This window comes from Microbacterium sp. Gd 4-13 (assembly GCF_003095395.1).
Taxonomy (GTDB): Bacteria; Actinomycetota; Actinomycetes; order Actinomycetales; family Microbacteriaceae; genus Microbacterium.
This window is the reverse complement of sequence record NZ_QEIJ01000004.1, coordinates 87,743-104,563: the sequence shown is the minus strand read 5'-3', so window position 1 is coordinate 104,563 and position 16,821 is coordinate 87,743. Positions and strand designations below refer to the sequence as shown.

General features: G+C 70.4%; 18 protein-coding genes. 9 read left to right on the top strand and 9 right to left on the bottom strand.

Annotated elements, in window-relative coordinates:
• Positions 1-34 precede the first annotated feature (34 nt).
• A complete protein-coding gene (locus tag DEA06_RS09460) occupies positions 35-1,225 on the top strand; it encodes a mechanosensitive ion channel family protein (RefSeq protein ID WP_116647745.1) in 1,191 nt (396 codons plus the stop codon).
• On the opposite strand, the gene DEA06_RS09455 is transcribed toward DEA06_RS09460, so the two are convergent.
• The 6 genes from DEA06_RS09455 to DEA06_RS09430 form a co-directional block, all read right to left on the bottom strand.
• Positions 1,213-1,515, bottom strand: coding sequence for a Dabb family protein (locus DEA06_RS09455; RefSeq protein WP_116647744.1), 303 nt, complete (start codon positions 1,513-1,515; stop codon positions 1,213-1,215). The genes DEA06_RS09460 and DEA06_RS09455 overlap by 13 nt on opposite strands.
• The gene (locus DEA06_RS09450) at positions 1,512-1,790 is read right to left on the bottom strand and encodes a glutaredoxin family protein (protein WP_116647743.1); all 279 of its coding nucleotides are present in this window, start codon (positions 1,788-1,790) and stop codon (positions 1,512-1,514) included. The genes DEA06_RS09455 and DEA06_RS09450 overlap by 4 nt, the downstream gene beginning before the upstream one ends.
• Positions 1,791-1,828: 38 nt before the next feature.
• Positions 1,829-2,122, bottom strand: coding sequence for a rhodanese-like domain-containing protein (locus DEA06_RS09445; protein WP_116647742.1), 294 nt, complete (start codon positions 2,120-2,122; stop codon positions 1,829-1,831).
• A gap of 76 nt (positions 2,123-2,198) precedes the next feature.
• Complete coding sequence (locus DEA06_RS09440) at positions 2,199-2,297, bottom strand: AURKAIP1/COX24 domain-containing protein (RefSeq protein ID WP_003792170.1); 99 nt, start codon at positions 2,295-2,297, stop codon at positions 2,199-2,201.
• An 83-nt stretch (positions 2,298-2,380) separates the two neighbouring features.
• Positions 2,381-2,572, bottom strand: coding sequence for a helix-turn-helix domain-containing protein (locus DEA06_RS09435; protein WP_116647741.1), 192 nt, complete (start codon positions 2,570-2,572; stop codon positions 2,381-2,383).
• A 122-nt stretch (positions 2,573-2,694) separates the two neighbouring features.
• Positions 2,695-3,087, bottom strand: a complete 393-nt coding sequence (locus DEA06_RS09430) for a metalloregulator ArsR/SmtB family transcription factor (RefSeq protein ID WP_116647740.1) — start codon at positions 3,085-3,087, stop codon at positions 2,695-2,697.
• Between the two features lie 67 nt (positions 3,088-3,154).
• Between DEA06_RS09430 and DEA06_RS09425 the strand changes: the two genes are divergently transcribed.
• Positions 3,155-4,597: a potassium transporter TrkG gene (locus DEA06_RS09425; RefSeq protein ID WP_116647739.1), complete on the top strand. Its 1,443-nt coding sequence runs from the start codon at positions 3,155-3,157 to the stop codon at positions 4,595-4,597.
• On the top strand, positions 4,590-5,261 hold the full coding sequence (locus DEA06_RS09420) for a TrkA family potassium uptake protein (protein ID WP_116647738.1): 672 nt from the start codon (positions 4,590-4,592) through the stop codon (positions 5,259-5,261). The genes DEA06_RS09425 and DEA06_RS09420 overlap by 8 nt, the downstream gene beginning before the upstream one ends.
• A 3-nt stretch (positions 5,262-5,264) precedes the next feature.
• Here DEA06_RS09420 and proC read toward each other — a convergent pair whose 3' ends face one another.
• Positions 5,265-6,110: a pyrroline-5-carboxylate reductase gene (proC, locus tag DEA06_RS09415; protein ID WP_116647737.1), complete on the bottom strand. Its 846-nt coding sequence runs from the start codon at positions 6,108-6,110 to the stop codon at positions 5,265-5,267.
• 134 nt (positions 6,111-6,244) lie between these two features.
• Between proC and DEA06_RS09410 the strand changes: the two genes are divergently transcribed.
• The 3 genes from DEA06_RS09410 to DEA06_RS09400 are packed head-to-tail and all read left to right on the top strand — an operon-like array spanning position 6,245 to position 9,252.
• Positions 6,245-7,357, top strand: coding sequence for an alpha/beta hydrolase (locus DEA06_RS09410; protein WP_116647736.1), 1,113 nt, complete (start codon positions 6,245-6,247; stop codon positions 7,355-7,357).
• 22 nt (positions 7,358-7,379) lie between these two features.
• A complete protein-coding gene (locus tag DEA06_RS09405) occupies positions 7,380-8,315 on the top strand; it encodes a cation diffusion facilitator family transporter (protein WP_116647735.1) in 936 nt (311 codons plus the stop codon).
• Between the two features lie 4 nt (positions 8,316-8,319).
• Positions 8,320-9,252 carry an LLM class F420-dependent oxidoreductase gene (locus DEA06_RS09400; RefSeq protein WP_116647734.1) on the top strand — a complete coding sequence of 311 codons (933 nt, stop codon included), beginning with the start codon at positions 8,320-8,322 and terminating at the stop codon, positions 9,250-9,252.
• Positions 9,253-9,265: 13 nt separating this feature from the next.
• Here DEA06_RS09400 and tadA read toward each other — a convergent pair whose 3' ends face one another.
• On the bottom strand, positions 9,266-9,730 hold the full coding sequence (gene tadA / locus DEA06_RS09395) for a tRNA adenosine(34) deaminase TadA (protein ID WP_240606892.1): 465 nt from the start codon (positions 9,728-9,730) through the stop codon (positions 9,266-9,268).
• Positions 9,731-9,772: 42 nt separating this feature from the next.
• Between tadA and upp the strand changes: the two genes are divergently transcribed.
• A complete protein-coding gene (gene upp / locus DEA06_RS09390) occupies positions 9,773-10,405 on the top strand; it encodes a uracil phosphoribosyltransferase (RefSeq protein WP_116647733.1) in 633 nt (210 codons plus the stop codon).
• 37 nt (positions 10,406-10,442) lie between these two features.
• Here upp and DEA06_RS09385 read toward each other — a convergent pair whose 3' ends face one another.
• Positions 10,443-13,985 carry a bifunctional RecB family nuclease/DEAD/DEAH box helicase gene (locus DEA06_RS09385; RefSeq protein ID WP_116647732.1) on the bottom strand — a complete coding sequence of 1,181 codons (3,543 nt, stop codon included), beginning with the start codon at positions 13,983-13,985 and terminating at the stop codon, positions 10,443-10,445.
• A 98-nt stretch (positions 13,986-14,083) separates the two neighbouring features.
• On the opposite strand from DEA06_RS09385, the gene DEA06_RS09380 reads away from it, so the two are divergent.
• Positions 14,084-16,138: an NAD(+) synthase gene (locus tag DEA06_RS09380; RefSeq protein WP_116647731.1), complete on the top strand. Its 2,055-nt coding sequence runs from the start codon at positions 14,084-14,086 to the stop codon at positions 16,136-16,138.
• A gap of 46 nt (positions 16,139-16,184) precedes the next feature.
• Positions 16,185-16,817, top strand: a complete 633-nt coding sequence (locus DEA06_RS09375) for a LysE family translocator (protein ID WP_116647730.1) — start codon at positions 16,185-16,187, stop codon at positions 16,815-16,817.
• Positions 16,818-16,821 lie beyond the last annotated feature (4 nt).

Below are 16,821 nucleotides of genomic sequence, written 5' to 3'. Positions count from 1 at the left end.
TGGCTAGCGTGGGCACCTCGACCCGAGGAGAACAATGATCGATTCCTGGCTGCAGTTCGCCATCGCCATCGTCGTCGCGCTCGTCATCGCCGTCGTCCTCACGTCGCTGGTCACCTTCGGCGTCCGGCTCGCGGCGAAGAAGAAGGACTGGCCGCGCGGCCTCGTCCGCCACGCCCGCAGGCCCTTCCGCGTCGTCGTGCTCGTGATCGCGCTGTGGGTCGGCGTGACCCTCGCACTCCCCCTCGACCTCGACACCGACTGGGGAGAGCTGATCGACCACGCGTTCACGATCGTGCTCATCGGCGCGACCGCCTGGCTCCTGGGCGGGCTCGTCGCGTTCGCGACCGACGTCACGCTGGGGCGCTACCGCATCGACATCCCCGACAACCGCGTCGCCCGCCGCATCCGCACCCAGACCCTCATCGTGCGCCGCCTCGCGATCGTGCTCATCGCCATCATCGCGATCGCGGCGATGCTGCTCACCTTCCCCGCCGTCCAGGCCTTCGGCGCCAGCATCCTGGCCTCGGCCGGTATCGCGTCGATCGTCGCGGGCCTGGCCGCCCAGTCGGTGCTGGCGAACGTGTTCGCCGGCGTGCAGCTCGTCTTCAGCGATGCGCTGCGGGTCGACGACGTGGTCGTGGTCGAAGGTGAGTGGGGTCGCATCGGCGAGATCACCCTGAGCTACGTGGTCGTCGATCTCTGGGACGACCGTCGCCTGGTGCTTCCGTGCACGTACTTCACCACGAAGCCCTTCGAGAACTGGACGCGCGAGGGCAGCGAGCTGCTCGGCGCGGTCGAGCTCGACGTCGACTGGCGCGTCTCACCCAGTCTCATGCGCACGCACCTCGCCTGGGTGCTCGGCGAGACGAACCTGTGGGACGGCCGGGCCTCGGTGCTGCAGGTCACCGACGCGGTGGGCGGGCTCGTCCGCATCCGCATTCTGGTGACCGCCGCCGATGCCCCGACCCTGTTCGACCTGCGCTGCTTCGTACGCGAAGCGATGGTGGGCTGGATCCAGAGCGTCGCACCCGACGCCCTCCCGGTGCAGCGGGTCATGATGACCGAGCAGGATGCTGCCGCCCCTGCCGTGAAGCACGAGACCCCCGAGGCGACCGGTCTGTTCACCGGCAGCGTCGAAGCGGAGGAGCGCGCGGCTCACTTCACCCAGTCGATCCCGGTGATCGCCCCCGAAGACGGCGCCCCGGAGCGCGCTCAGAAGGGGTAGTCGACGACAGCGCGCTCGGTGACGACCGAGCGCACGAAAGCCGCGGCTTCCTGGTGCGCGGGGTGCACCTGGTAACGCTCGAGCGCATCGGTGTCGGCGAACTCCGACACGAGCGCGACGTCCCAGTTCGTCGCGGGGTACGCGACGTTGCGTCCGACCTCGAGGCTCTGGATGTCGTCGATGACGGGAATGAGCGCGGTGAGGTGCTCGGCGATCTGCTCCGCGTGCAGCGCGCGCGTGTCGGCGTCTTCGGCGGCCAGTTTCCACAGGACGATGTGCCGGATGCTCACGAGGGGGCTCCTTCGGTGTCGGCCGCGAGAAGGGCGGCGCGGAGGCGATCGGCCGACAGGCGCCAGTGCGCGTGCAGCTCCCCGTCGACGAGCACGACGGGAACCTTTTCCCACCAGAGGTCGTACAGGGCGGGATCTTCGAGGATCGACGAGCGCTCGATCACGATGCCGTCGGCGACGCGCGGGGGAAGATCTCCGACCACGAGGTCGACGATCTCATCTGCGACGTCGCACAGATGGCAATCGGGCTTACCGATCAGTGTGAGGGTCGTCACGTGTCCAGCTTAGGGGGCCGCGACACGACGTCGCCGCGTCACTTCTCGACGTCGAAGCCCGCCTGGATCCATTCCCCGGTGCCGCCCTCGACGTTCGTCGCGTCGTGGCCACGCGCAGTGAGCGCCTCGACGACGCGGGCCGAGCGTCCGCCGGCCTGACAGATCACGTCGAACGGGCCATCGGGCAGCTCGTCGAGGTGGTCGCCGATCGTCGACATGGGCAGGTTGACGGCGCCGGGAACGTGGCCGGCGGCGAATTCGTCGACCTCGCGCACGTCGATCAGCGGCGTGCCTTCGCGTTCGCGGAGCTGGTGAACGGTGATGGATTGCACGGCGAACTCCTCATCTGGGGCGCGACGGATACACGAAGCGCCCGCCACGGAGGGCAGGCGCTCGGTGCGGCGGCCGCTACTTCTTGTTGCGGCGCTGGTGGCGAGTCTTGCGAAGCAGCTTGCGGTGCTTCTTCTTCGCCATGCGCTTGCGGCGCTTCTTGATGACTGAACCCACGGAAAACCTCACTACGTCAGGGGTCTGGGTGCCGGTTGCGGCGCCCGGGTAGAGGCAGATGCGAAAAAATGCCTCGGATCAGTCTAGCCGACGTCGGAGACCGGTCGTTGCAGGGCATCCACGACGGCAGACTCGGGCACTCGGTAGCTGCGTCCGAAACGCACCGCGGGCAGCTCGCCCGCGTGCACGAGACGGTAAACCGTCATCTTCGACACTCGCATCACCTCGGCGACCTCAGCGACGGTGAGGAAACGCACATCCGGCAGTTCTGCCATGGATTCCCCTTCGTCCTGTGGCGCTGCAGACACTCTAGGGCTCCCCTGCGACGCGTGTAAACCCGAGAGGCCGCTGTGACGCGTGGGGCGCACAGCGGCGCATCCGCCCCAGAACGCGCGGGTCAGCGCCCGGGGAGCTTGCGGAACGCGTTCGCGACGGCGTACTTCGCCTGTGCCGCCGCGCGCCCGACCGCCTCGGCCGCGTGCACCGCGGGCTCCGGCAGGGTGGCGGCGACCGGGTCGACCGAGAAGAACGGCACCAGCCAGTCGTCGACCTCGTCGAGCGGGGCGGTGGCGAGGCTGTAGTAGCGGTGCTGGCCCTCTTCGCGCACCGACACCAGCTCGGCGTCGCGCAGCACCTTGAGGTGCTTGGAGACGGTGGGCTGGCTCACACCCAGCTCGTGGACGATCTGCGAGACGCTCGTGCCGTTGTCGCCGCGCGTGGAACGGTCGAGCAGCAACTGGAGGATGTCGCGACGGGTGCCGTCCGCGATCACGTCGAAGATGTCCGCCATGGGTTTAGGTTAGCCGCGCCCCGACCGGGATACCATGATTCCCGGTCGGGATCGAAGGGGGCGGCGCATGGCGGCATCGCCGGCGAGGCCCCGCGCCCAGCGCGATCTCGGGCGATCGCTCCGGCGTCGGTTCGACACCCTGCGCGACCTGACGACGGCGTCTCCGGCCCGGTTCGCCGTGTTGGTGTTCGTGACGCTGATCCTGCTGTTCACCGCGCTCTTCTCGCTGCCCGCCGCCGCCGCCGACGGCCAACGGACACCGCTCGCCGACGCGCTGTTCACCGCGGTGTCCACCATCTGCGTCACCGGCCTGTCGACCGTCGACATGTACTCGCACTGGTCCCCGTTCGGGCACGTCATCACCTACATCGGGGTGAACGTGGGCGCGCTCGGCGTGTTGACCCTCGCCTCGATCCTCGGCCTGGTCATCTCCAAACGGCTCGGGCTGCGCGCGAAGCTCATCGCCGCCGGCGACAGCAATCCGCTGCGCGCGCACGGCGGCCCGATCAACGAGGGGCAGACGGTGCGGCTGGGCGAAGTCGGCCAGCTGCTCGCCACCGTCGCCCTCTCCACGCTCGTCATCGAGGCGGGTCTCACCGTCCTGCTGTACCCCTCGCTGATCATGGCGGGAATCGACCCCATCAGCGCCCTCTGGGAAGCGCCGTACTACGCGGCGATGGCTTTCACGAACACCGGGTTCGTCCCGAACGCCAACGGTCTGGTGCCCTTCGGTGACGACTACTTCCTCCTCACCGTGCTCATGGCGGGCGTCTTCCTCGGCTCGATCGGCTTCCCCGTGATCTTCACGCTCTGGCGGCACGCGTGGCACTTCCGCCGCTGGTCGCTGCACGCGAAGCTCACCATCATCACCACCGTGATCCTGTTCTTCGCGGGGGCCGGGGCGATCCTGCTGCTGGAGTTCAACAATCCGCTCACCTTCGGACGCTCCGACGCGTGGGACACGACCTTCCAGGCGTTCTTCCTCTCCGCGATGACGCGCTCGGGCGGCTTCTCGATCATCGACATCGGCGACCTGCACGGCTCGACCCTCGTCGTCGGATCCATGCTCATGTTCGTCGGCGGAGGATCGGCTTCCACCGCCGGGGGCATCAAGGTCACCACGCTCGCCGTCCTCGCCCTGGCGGTGTTCTCCGAGGCGAAGGGCCGCCAGTCGGTCGAGGCGTTCGGTCGCCGCATCCCCAGCGACGTGCAGCGGGTCGCGCTGTCGGTCGTCGCGTGGGGCGCCACGATCGTCGCCCTGTCGACGATCACGATCGGCCAGATCACTCAGGCACCGATCGAGAAAGTGCTCTTCGACGTGATCTCGGGCTTCGCGACGGTCGGACTGTCGACGGGCCTGACAGCCGAGCTGCCGGATCCCGCGGTGTACGTGCTGGCCGTGACGATGTTCATGGGGCGCATTGGTACAGTGACACTCGCCGCGGCGGTCGCCGCGAGCTCCCGGTCGCAGTTGTACTCACGACCCGTCGAAAGGCCCATCGTTGGTTGATCGCTTCAGGGGCGACGCCCCCGTCCTCGTGATCGGTCTCGGGCGCTTCGGAGCCGCCTGCGCCGGAGAACTCGACCGGCTCGAGCGCGAAGTGCTGGCCATCGACGGCAACCTCGAGCTCGTGCAGAAGTGGTCGGAGCGAGTCACCCACACGGTGCAGGCCGACGCTCGCAACATCGACGCGCTGAAGCAGATCGGCGCGCAGGACTTCCAGGTCGCGGTCGTCGCCGTGGGGTCGCTGATCGAAGCATCCGTGCTCATCACCGCCAATCTCGTCGACCTCAAGGTGCCGCAGATCTGGGCGAAAGCCGTCTCGCAGTCGCACGGCAAGATCCTCGCCCGCGTCGGTGCGAACCACGTCATCTACCCCGAGCGCGAGGCCGGCGAGCGCGTCGCGCACCTCGTGAGCGGTCGGATGCTCGACTTCATCCGCTTCGACGACGACTTCGTGCTCGCCAAGATGTATCCGCCGAAGCTCATCCGCGGCATCGGCTTGAACGAGTCGGGCGTGCGCTCGAAGTACAACGTCACCGTCGTCGGAGTGAAAAGCCCCGGCCGCGCCTTCCGCTATGCCGAGGCGAACACGGTCGTCACGAACCACGACCTCATCATCGTCTCGGGCACGAACTCCGACATCGAACGCTTCGCCGCACTCGACCGCTGAGGCCTACGACCCCGCGGCGAGCTCTTTCGCGCGGGCGAGGGCGGCGTCGGTGGCACGGCCGAAGAGCTCGGCGAGGCGGCCCTCCTGCAGCACGGCGATCGCGCGCTCGGTGGTGCCCTTCGGGCTCGTGACGCGTCGGCGCAGTTCCGCCGGGTCGACATCGGATGCTGCCAGCAGCGCCGCGGCGCCGATGAACGTCTGTTCGGCCAGGAGACGCGCCTGGTCGTCGTCGAAGCCCTTCTCGCGCGCGGCCTTCGTGAGCTCCTCCACGAGCAGGAAGACGTAAGCGGGGCCCGAGCCCGAGATCGTCGACAGGGCGTCGATGCGGTCTTCGGGCACCTCGACGACGACGCCGACGGTCTCGAACAGCGCCCGCACGAGAGCTGCCTGCTCCGGCGTGGTCGCCGCCCCCGCGGCGAGCCCGGTGACCGCCTCGCCCACGAGCGCGGGCGTATTCGGCATCGAGCGGAACACCGCAGCATCCGCCCCGAGGATCTCGGCGAACGTCGCGAGGGTCACCCCGGCGGCGAGACTCACCACGACCGCGCCCGGACGCACGTGCGGGGCGATCTCGCGCAGCAGGTCGGGCACCATCGCCGGTTTCACGCCTATGAGCAGGATGTCGGCGGATGCGGCGGCCACCGCGTTGCCGTCGGGCCGCTGCTCCAGCGCGATGCTCTCGACGCCGGCGAGGTCGGCGAGGTCGGCGGCCTTCGACGCCGAGCGGTTCGTCGCGAGCAGTCGCGGCGCGATGCCGGAGGCGACGAGTCCTCGCAGGACGGCCCCGCCCATCGACCCCGCTCCCAGGAACGCGACGGGCGGAAGCGAGGGCGAGTCTGGGGTCGTCATGCCGTCATCCTACGGAGGGCCCCGCGGGTTCTCCCGGCGGCCCCCGGCGAGCGGTGCGCACTCGGCGGGCGGAGAGCCGCGAGGTCTATCATCGGCCTTCGAGGGTGTATTCCCGCGAGAACGGAGAAGACCGCATGAACCTGTTCGACGGCATCGTCTCTCGATCGATCGAGACGGCCCGCCTTTCGGTGAACATCCTCGAGCGGGAGCACGACGACACCGGGACCCCCGCCGAGCGCACCGTGGTGTTCATCCACGACACCGTCTCGTCGTCGCTGTTCTGGCAGGAGATCATGCAGGACCTCCCCGCCGAGCTGCGTGCGATCGCGGTCGACCTCCGTGGATTCGGCGGCACGGAGCACATGCCGATCGATGCCACACGCGGCGTCCGCGACTTCAGCGACGATCTCTTCGCCACTCTCCAGGCCGTCGGCATCGACACCGCCCACCTCGTCGGCTGGGGGCTGGGGGGTGCCGTCGTGCTGCAGTACGCGCTGGATCACCCTGCCCTCTCTCTCACCCTCGAGGCCCCGGTCTCGCCGTACGGCTTCGGCGGTACGCGGCGCGACGGCTCGCGGCTGACCGACGACGACGCCGGATGCGGCGGGGCCGCCGCGAACCCCGACTTCGTGCGGCGCCTGACGGACGGCGACGCGAGCGATGATGCGACCACCTCGCCCCGGAGCGTCTTCCGCGCGAGCTACGTCGCATCCAACTACTCCTCGGATCACGAGGACCTCTGGGTGCAGAGCATGCTCTCCACCTCTACCGCGGTGGGCAACTACCCCGGCGAGGGCGTGCCCAGCGTCAACTGGCCGGGCTACGCCGCAGGACCCCTCGGCGTGCTCAACACCGTCGCGCCCCGATACTTCGACGTGTCGCCGATCGTCGACCTCGCCGACAAGCCCCCCGTGCTGTGGGTGCGCGGCAGTGTCGACGCGGTGATCTCCGACACCTCGTTCTCCGACGTGAACCACCTGGGCGCGCTGGGCATCGTCGCCGACTGGCCCGGCGAAGACACCGCACCCGCGCAGCCGATGGTGTCGCAGACGCGCGACGTGCTGGAGGCGTACGCGGCGGGCGGCGGCGCGGTCACCCAGATCGTGCTGGAGGGGGTCGGCCACACGCCGCACCTCGAGCGTCCTGCGCAGTTCCGCCAGGCGCTCCTCGCGGGGATCGGCTATATCGGAACCCCGTTCGACCCCGCGCCGCCGACCGAAACCATCATCATCCGTTCCGCCGACTGACCGCACCGAGAGCACCGATGACATGAGCGCCTCCGGCGGCAACCGCGCCATCATCGCCGCGTTCGCGGCGAACCTCGGAATCGCGCTCGCGAAGTTCACCGCGTGGATCTTCTCCGGGTCGGCGTCGATGCTCGCCGAGGGCATCCACTCCGTCGCCGACTCGGGCAATCAGCTGCTCCTGCTCCTCGGCGGCAAGCGCGCGCGCCGCGCGGCCGATCGCGAGCATCCCTTCGGGCACGGTCGCGAAAGGTATGTCTACGCGTTCGTCGTGGCGATCATCCTGTTCTCGGTCGGCGGGCTCTTCTCGATCTACGAGGGCGTGGAGAAGCTCACGAACCCGCACGAGCTGGAGAACGTCTGGATCCCGATCTTGGTGCTGCTCATCGCCATCGGCCTGGAGTCGTTCTCGCTGCGCACCGCCGTCAGAGAGAGCAACCACTCCCGCGAGAAGGGGCAGTCGTGGGTCTCGTTCGTCCGCCGCGCGAAGGCCCCCGAACTCCCGGTGGTGCTGCTCGAAGACGTCGCCGCCCTCATCGGCCTCGTCTTCGCGATGCTCGGCGTCGGGCTGACCGTGATCACCGGCAACTCCGTCTTCGATGCCATCGGCACGCTGATGATCGGCACACTGCTGATCGTCGTGGCCATCGTGCTCGGCATCGAGACGAAGAGCCTCCTGGTCGGAGAGGGCGCGACCGAGGGCGACTACGACCGCATCGTCGCGGCGATCATCGACGGCCCCGAGGTCTCCCGCCTCATCCACATCAAGACGCTCTACCTCGGCCCCGACGAGCTGCTCGTCGCCGCCAAGATCGCCGTCGCCGACGACCGGGGCCTCCCGGAGGTCGCGGCCGCCATCGATGCGGTGGAGAGCCGCATCCGCAGCGCCGTGCCCGTCGCCCGCGTGATCTACCTCGAGCCCGATCTCGACCGGACACCGGCGTCGCGACTGCCAGACTGAGGCGATGGAGTATTGCCTCTTCACCGAGCCCCAGGAGGGCTTCGACTACGACGACCAGCTCGCCTTCGCCCTCGCGGCCGAGCGCCTGGGCTTCGACGCCTATTTCCGCTCCGACCACTACCTGCGGATGGCCCCCGGCGACCCCGGCCCCGGCGGCACGGACGCCTGGACGACGCTGGCCGGACTCGCTCGCGAGACGAGCACGATCCGCCTCGGAACGCTCGTCTCGTCGGCCACCCACCGCATCCCGGGCGTGCTCGCGGTGCAGGTCGCACAGGTCGACCGCATGTCGGGCGGGCGCGTCGAGTTCGGCCTCGGCACGGGCTGGTTCGAACGAGAGCACCACGCCTACGGCATCCCGTTCCCCGCGAAGCGGTTCGGCATCCTCGAAGAGCAGCTCGAGATCATCACCGGCCTGTGGCAGACCCCTGTCGGCGAGCGTTTCGACTTCTCCGGGCGGCACTACACGGTCGAGGACTCCCCCGCCCTGCCCAAGCCGGTGCAGTCGCGTGTCCCCGTGATCGTGGGCGGCGGCGGCCCGACCCGCACCCCGGCGATCGCCGCCCGCTTCGCGACCGAGTTCAACATCGGATTCGTCGCGGAGGACGTCGTCGCCGAGAAGTTCGCCGGCGTCCGTGCCGCGTGCGAGAGCATCGGCCGCGACCCCGAGACGCTGAAGCTCTCGGTCGCCATGCCGACGCTCGCGGGGGCGACCGAGGCCGACCTCGAGCGGCGCGCCGCGAACCTCGGGCGTCCGCTCGAGGGGTTCCGCGACGCGCCCGGCGGCGTCGTCGGCGGCCGCGACGAGATCATGGCGAAAGTCGAGCGTCTGCGCGCCCTCGGCGCGGAGCGCGTGTACCTCCAGCTGCTCGACATCCGCGACCTCGAGCAGGTGGAGTTCCTCGGCTCCGAGGTGCTCCCCCACCTGCCGCGCTGACGACGGCGCGCGATCAGCCGCGCCGGGCGGCGAAGAACTCGCGCAGCAGAGCGGATGCTTCGTCACCGAGCACGCCCGCGACGACCTCGGCCCGCGACGGCAGCCGTCGATCGCGCACCACGTCGTACACCGAACCCGACGCGCCCGCCTTGTCGTCCCAGGCCCCGAAGACCAGCCGCGACACGTGGGCCTGCAGCATCGCGCCCGCGCACATGACGCACGGCTCGAGGGTGACGGTGAGCGTGCAGCCGGCGAGGTTCCACGAGCCCCGGGATGCGGCGGCACGCCGCATCGCAACCACCTCGGCGTGCGCGGTGGGGTCGTGATCGACCTCGCGGAGGTTGCGTCCTTCGCCGATGACGGTGCCCGCAGCATCCGTCACCACCGCCCCGACCGGGACGTCTCCGCCGGCCCCCGCGGCCTGTGCCAGCAAGAGAGCGCGGCGCATCGCGGCGAGGTCTGCGGACGCGGGGTTCATGCGGACTCCGTGATCGGGGCGCGGGACGGGTAGATTCACCCTATGCGTGTGCACGTCGCGGACCACCCCCTCATCACCCACAAGCTCACGGTGCTGCGCGACAAGCGCACCCCGTCGCCGGTCTTCCGTCAGCTGACGGAAGAGCTCGTCACCCTGCTCGCCTACGAGGCGACCCGCGGTGTGCGCGTCGAGCCCTACGAGATCCAGACCCCGGTCACCACGACCACGGGCGTGCGCATCAGCGAGCCCCGGCCGCTCGTCGTGCCGATCCTCCGGGCCGGTCTCGGCATGCTCGAGGGAATGGTGAAGCTGCTGCCGACGGCAGAGGTCGGCTTCCTCGGCATGGTGCGCAACGAGGAGACCCTCGAGCCGTCCACGTACGCCGAGCGCCTCCCCGACGATCTCAGCGACCGCCAGTGCTTCGTGCTCGACCCGATGCTCGCCACCGGCGGCTCGCTGGGCGCGGCGATCGAGTTCCTCTTCGCGCGCGGCGCGCAGGACGTCACCGCGATCTGCCTGCTCGGCGCTCCCGAGGGGGTCGCCGCGATCGAGAAGCAGATCGCCGGCCGCGACGTGACCCTCGTGCTGGGCGCCCTCGACGAGCGCCTGAACGAGAAGGGCTACATCGTGCCCGGTCTCGGCGACGCCGGCGACCGCCTCTACGGCACGGTCTGACCCGGGCGCATCCGCTCGGCTCCCCCGGCCGAGCTCGTCACGCCGGCACGGCCCGCACCAGGCGGGCGAAGCCGCTGAGTCGCGCGACGCCCTCCGGCGTGCGAGGCAGGTCGTCGAGCACGCCCGGCGAGTAGATGAGGTAGGCCGCCTGCATCGCCCGGGAGAGGCCCACGTTCAGCCGGTTACGCAGCAGCAGGAACTCCAGACCGCGCGGCGCCTCGCGCCCCGAAGACGCCGCGAGCGACACGATCGCGACCACGGCCTCCTGCCCCTGGAACCGGTCGACCGTGCCGACACGCACCTCCGCGAAGCCGGCCGCTGCGAGGGCCTCCTCGACCAGCACCTGCTGGGCGTTGTAGGGGGTGACGACGATGACGTCGGCGGCGGCCAACGGCCGGGGGTCGCGCGTCACCGGTGCCCCGGCGGCATCGATCTCGCTCGAGGTCCACGCCCGGCCGACGAGGCCCGCGACGATCCCGACGACCGCCTGCGCCTCTTCCGGCGAGCGGGTGGCGTTGCCGGCGTGGTGCACCGGTACGACGTGGAGCCCGGGGGCCACCCCGTCGAGCGAGCGCAGCGCGGTGAGCGGGTGCGCGGCCAGCCGGCCCTCGTACGACAGACTCGAGACGGGATCGGCCACCGCCGGATGCATGCGCCACGTGCGCGAGAGGAAGTACCCGACCTCGGGCGGCACGACCTCGGCGCCGTCCATCACCCATCCGAGCGCGGAGGTGTCGACGGGCTCGGGGTGCGCGCCCTGGCTGACCTGCGGCAGCTGCTGCGGGTCGCCGAGCAGCAGCAGCCTCGGGGAGGCGAGCGAGACGGCGATCGTCGAGGCGAGCGAGAACTGCCCCGCCTCGTCGATCACGAGCAGATCGAGGCTCCCGCGCGGGATGCGGCCCTCGTGGCTGAAGTCCCACGCCGTGCCCCCCACGACGAAGCCCGCGGCGGCGTTCTCGGCGGCGAAGGCGGCCACGCCGTTCTTGGGGATGGGCGTGAAACTCAGCCCGCCCGCGTTCGGATCTTTCGGCGCCTTGCCCACCCGCTGCGGCGGCACACCGGCTGCGACCACGCGATCGAGCATGTTCTCGACCACCGCGTGCGACTGAGCGACGACGCCCACCTTGTAGCCGTGCTCACGCACGAGTCGTGCGATCGCGTGCGAGCCGACATAGGTCTTTCCCGTTCCCGGGGGGCCCTGCACGGCCAGGTAGCTGCGGTCGAGGTCGAGGATGCTGCGCACGATCGCGTCGACGTCATCGCCCCCCTGCGGGGCGAGCGCCCCCGACCGGGTGCGCGGGGGTCGCCTGCGCAGGATGTCGGTCGCGGGGTCGGCAGGGAGCTTCGGCGCGGCCTCGATCAGGGCGTCGGCCCACGCGTCGATCGCCGACTGCTGGTTGCCGGCACGCGGCGGCGAGTCGGGCGTCAGCGCCAGCGGAAGGCGCTCCCAGGTGTTGCCGTCGACGGCGGTCTCTTCGATGATCGCGCCGTCGTCGAGCACGTCGACCACCCGGACGCTCCGGGCGCCGTGGATCCAGCGGGGGCGCTCCTCCATCGGGAACGGGGCGGGGAGCTCGTAGACGGCGAAGGGAGAGCCGCCCGCGCTGAGTCGGGTGCCCGGGGCGAGCTCGCCGCGCACCTCGACGAGGCGGCGTTCATTGCCGCGGCCGGACTCGGGGAAGTGCCAGTCGTCGATCACGCGCGACCGTGCGGTGTCGACGATGACCACGTCGCGATCGTCGTTCCACAACGACAGCGGTTCGCGGAGCCTCAGGAAGTGCGCGGCCCAGAAGGTCTTCGCCTCGCGCGGGTAGTAGTCGATGGCCGCTGCGGCGAGGCGCAGCGCCTGACCGTCGACCGCGTCGGCACCCAGCGACAGCCGCTGCAGCGCCGTGGCCCGCGGCGACGGCTCGTAGCCGACCTCTTCGGGCTCGGGGTTGCCGGCCGGGCGAAGCCCCGCCTCGCGCGCCCGGTCGACGAGCCAATCGCGCAGGCGCCGGGTCGAGACGCAGTCGTAGCGGTTGTAGTCGGCGAGGTCGGCGAGCACCGCCTCGGACGCGGCCGCGTCGCCGTCGGCGGCCAGCGCCCGCGCCTCGACGTAGCGCACGATCGAATCGTCGCCGCGCTGCACGTCGCTCGTGCGCACCTCGTCGCCCATGTAGAGCGGCTCGAGCTTCTTGATCGAATACGACCGCGAACCCACCCGCAGAGCCCGGCGCACGACCGGGTAGAGGTCGACGAACACGCCGTCGCGCAGCAACCGGTCGACATCGCCCTCGCGCACCCCATAGCGCGCGGCCATGGCGAGCAGGTGGGTGGGCTCGTAGGGGGCGTAGTGGTAGATGTGCATGTCGGGGTGCTGCCGACGGCGCAGCGCGACGATATCGAGGAAGCGTTCGAGCGCCTGCTTCTCATCGGCGAAGCTGTGCGCCCAGATCGAGGAGTACGTGTCGCCGAGGTCGACCCACCCGAAGAGGTAGTCGATGCCCCACTGTGTCTTATCACCCCATGTCGCGTCGCCCTCCGTGTAGAGGGGGTCGCCCTCGAAGTCGAAGAACATGTCGCCGCGGTCGGGCCGCGGGAGTGTGGCGAGGGCGGGTGGGAGCACCACCTCGTAGAGCGGGACGGGGTGCGGATCGGCGTCGGCCGATGGCTCGGCTGACGGCACGCCGGCCGGACTGACGAGCTGCAGCCGGGCCTGCGTGCGCAGCATCGCGAACACCTCCGGGTTCATTCCGGCAGGAACCTCGGATGCGGCGGCCAGGGCGTCGATGGTTCCGATGCCCGCCGCACGCAGGCGCTCTCGCTGCAGCGGCCGCATACCCGCGACGAGCAGCAGGTCGCGGGAGGCGATGACCTCCTGCTCGCAGGTGGCGCATCGCCCGCAGGCGACGACCTCGAGCGCGCCGCGCCCGTCGCCCCAGGCGATCGGCGCACCGGCGGGGCCGCTGGACAGGTCGCGATCGGCGATCAGCGCCCTCAGACGTGCCCGGCGCAGGTCGAACACGGGGAGGATGTCGTCGACCCGGTGCACGCTCGTCGTCGCGTCGCCGAGCAGCAGTTCGACCGTGTCGGCGCGAGCGACACCGAGCCGGTCGAGCTGGTCGACGTATGCGGCGAGCTGCATGAGGGCCGTCACCCGAGCGCGGCGAGCGAGCTTCGTGTCCTGCACGATCCAGCGCGGCGCCGCCTCTGCGTCGTCGCGGACGAGGAAGTCGGCGAACCCCACGAATTCGTCGGTCGCGAACGCGGCCTGGTAGATCACCGCGGCGTCGGAGGCGAGGGCGGCGTTCGTCGCGGCGACCGCCGCGGCCATCCCTTCGGCGTTCGACGAGCGGGTCTCGGCGATCTCGACCACGCGATCGCCGTAGCGCGCGCGGTAGTCGTCGAGGACGCGCAGCTCGTGCGCGGTGCCCAGTCGGCCCGCCCGCTCGAGGGTCGCGTCTACGGGGTCTTCGACCGCGGGCACCCGACCGAGCTTCGCGTCGATGGCGCGCAGCCACGCGAACTCGCACTCGGCCGCCGCCTTGAGGTCACTGGCACTCCAGACCAGACGGCCTGTGTTCTCGATGTATCGCATGTCGCCCTTCCGCTGTCGAGGCTAGCCGGGGGCACCGACAGGACGGCGCCCGAAGCCGCCCCCGTCCGCGATCGGGCTGCACCTGAGAGACTGGGGCCATGAGCACCGCTCTCCCCTTCTCGAGCGCCTACCGCCACGGGTTCGCGCGCGTCGCCGCCTGCACGATCCCGATCTCGATCGCCGACCCGGCGACGAACGCCGAGACCGTAATGGCGGCGGCCCATCGGGCCGACGCCGACGCCGTCGCCGTCGCCGTCTTCCCCGAGCTGTGCCTCACCGGGTACGCGATCGACGACCTCGTCCTGCAGGACCCCGTGCTCGACGCCGTCGAGGCCGCGATCGCGCGCCTGGTCGCCGCATCCGTCGATCTCCTCCCCGTGCTCGTCGTCGGAGCACCCCTGCGCCACGGAAACCGCCTGTACAACTGCGCCGTCGTGATCCACCGCGGCGCTCTCCTGGGCGTCGCACCGAAGTCGTACCTGCCGACGTACCGCGAGTTCTACGAACGACGCTGGTACGCGCCCGGCGACGACCGCGTCGGCGACACCATCCGCGTCGCCGGATTCGACGTGCCCTTCGGACCCGACCTGCTCTTCGAGGCCACCGACATCCCCGGGCTCGTGATCCACGCGGAGGTCTGCGAGGACATGTGGGTTCCGGTGCCGCCCTCGTCGACCGCGGCCCTCGCCGGCGCGACCGTGCTGCTGAACCTCTCGGGCAGTCCCATCACCATCGCGCGGGCCGACGATCGCAAGATCCTGGCCCAGTCGCAATCGCTGCGCTGCCTCGCCGCGTACGCGTATGCCGCCGCCGGCATGGGCGAGTCGTCGAACGACCTGTCGTGGGACGGCCAGACGATGATCTACGAGGGCGGGCAGCTGCTCGTCGAGACCGAGCGCTTTCCCGACGGGCCCCGCTCGAGCGTCGCGGATGTCGACCTCGACCGCCTCCGCCAGGATCGCGCGCGCCAAGGCACGTTCGACGACAACCGTCGCGCGCACTCCGACGCCTTCCGCACGGTGCGCTTCGAGCTGAGCCCTCCGGCGACCGACGTCGGCCTGAAACGCGCTCTCGACCGCTTCCCGTTCGTGCCCGACGACCCCGCACGCCTGGCGCAGGACTGCTACGAGGCCTTCAACATCCAGGTGTCGGGCCTCGAGCAGCGCCTGCGGGCGATCGGTCAGCCCAAGCCGGTGATCGGGGTCAGCGGCGGTCTCGACTCCACGCACGCGTTGCTCGTGATCGCCCGGGCGATGGATCGCATGGGCCGCCCGCGCAGCGACATCCTCGCCTACACGCTCCCCGGATTCGCGACCAGCGAGGGCACGAAGGCCAATGCCATCGCCCTGGCCGAGGCCGTCGGCGCCTCGATCGAGACGATCGACATCAGGCCCGCCGCATCCGAAATGCTCGCCCGCATCGGCCACCCTTTCGCCGACGGCCAGCCCGTGCACGACGTCACGTTCGAGAACGTGCAGGCGGGTCTGCGCACCGACTACCTCTTCCGCCTCGCGAACCAGCGCGGGGGCATCGTGGTCGGCACCTCCGATCTGTCCGAGCTCGCGCTGGGCTGGGCGACCTACGGTGTCGGCGACCAGATGAGCCACTACGCGGTGAACCCCGGTATCCCCAAGACGCTCATCCAGCACGTGATCCGCTGGGTCGTCTCGTCCGGGGAGATGGATGCATCGACCGCGGGAGTGCTGCAGGCCGTCCTCGACACCGAGATCAGCCCGGAGCTCGTGCCCGCCGGGCAGGACGGCCGCATCCAGTCGACCGAAGACCGCATCGGGCCCTACAACCTCCACGACTTCACGCTGTTCCACGTGCTGCGCTACGGCCTGCGCCCGTCGAAGATCGCCTTCCTCGCGGAGCGCGCATGGTCGGACCCCGACGCCGGCGCCTGGCCTCCGGGATTTCCGGTCGACGATCGGCCCGCGTACGACCTGGCGACCGTCGCGCGCTGGCTCGAGGTGTTCCTGCAGCGCTACTTCGGATTCGCGCAGTTCAAGCGTTCGGCGATCCCCAACGGGCCGAAGGTCTCACCCGCCGGTTCGCTGTCGCCCCGCGGCGACTGGCGTGCGCCGTCGGACGGCAATGCGCGTGTCTGGCTCGACGAGCTGCACGCCGCTCTCCCCGACCACTTCGGCTGAGCTCCACCGACGTCCCCGATCGCGGCGGACGCGGTACCGTTCGTTCATGCCGCCGCTCGAGAACCTCCTGGCCTTCCTCGTCGCATCGGTCGTGATCATCGTGATCCCGGGCCCCAGCGTGCTCTTCGTGGTCGGACGATCGATCGCGCTCGGTCGCCGGGCCGGCGTGCTCAGCGTCGTGGGAAACGCCCTCGGCACCGTGCCGGCGGTGCTCGCGGTGGCGTTCGGGGTCGGCGCGATCGTCGCATCCTCGGTCGTCGCGTTCACGGTCATCAAGATCGTGGGGGCCATCTACCTCGTGTGGCTCGGCGTCCAGTCGATCCGTCACCGGAACGCGCACGTGCAGGGGGCGACCGGCGGGCCACGATCGGCGTCGACTCTGCTGCGACAGGGCTTCATCGTCGGCCTCACGAACCCCAAGACGATCGCCTTCTTCGTCGCCGTTCTGCCGCAGTTCGTCGATCCCACCGCACCGGCCGTCTGGGCGCAGCTGCTCGTTCTCGGGCTCACGTTCCAGGTGCTCGCTCTGGCGTGCGACAGCGTCTGGGCCCTCGCCGCCGGCACCGCCCGCGCGTGGTTCGCGCGGTCGCCGCGCCGCATCGCCACCCTGTCGGGAACCGGCGGGGTGATGATGATCGGGCTCGGCGGCACTCTCGCCCTCGCGGGCGCGAAGAGCTGACCTC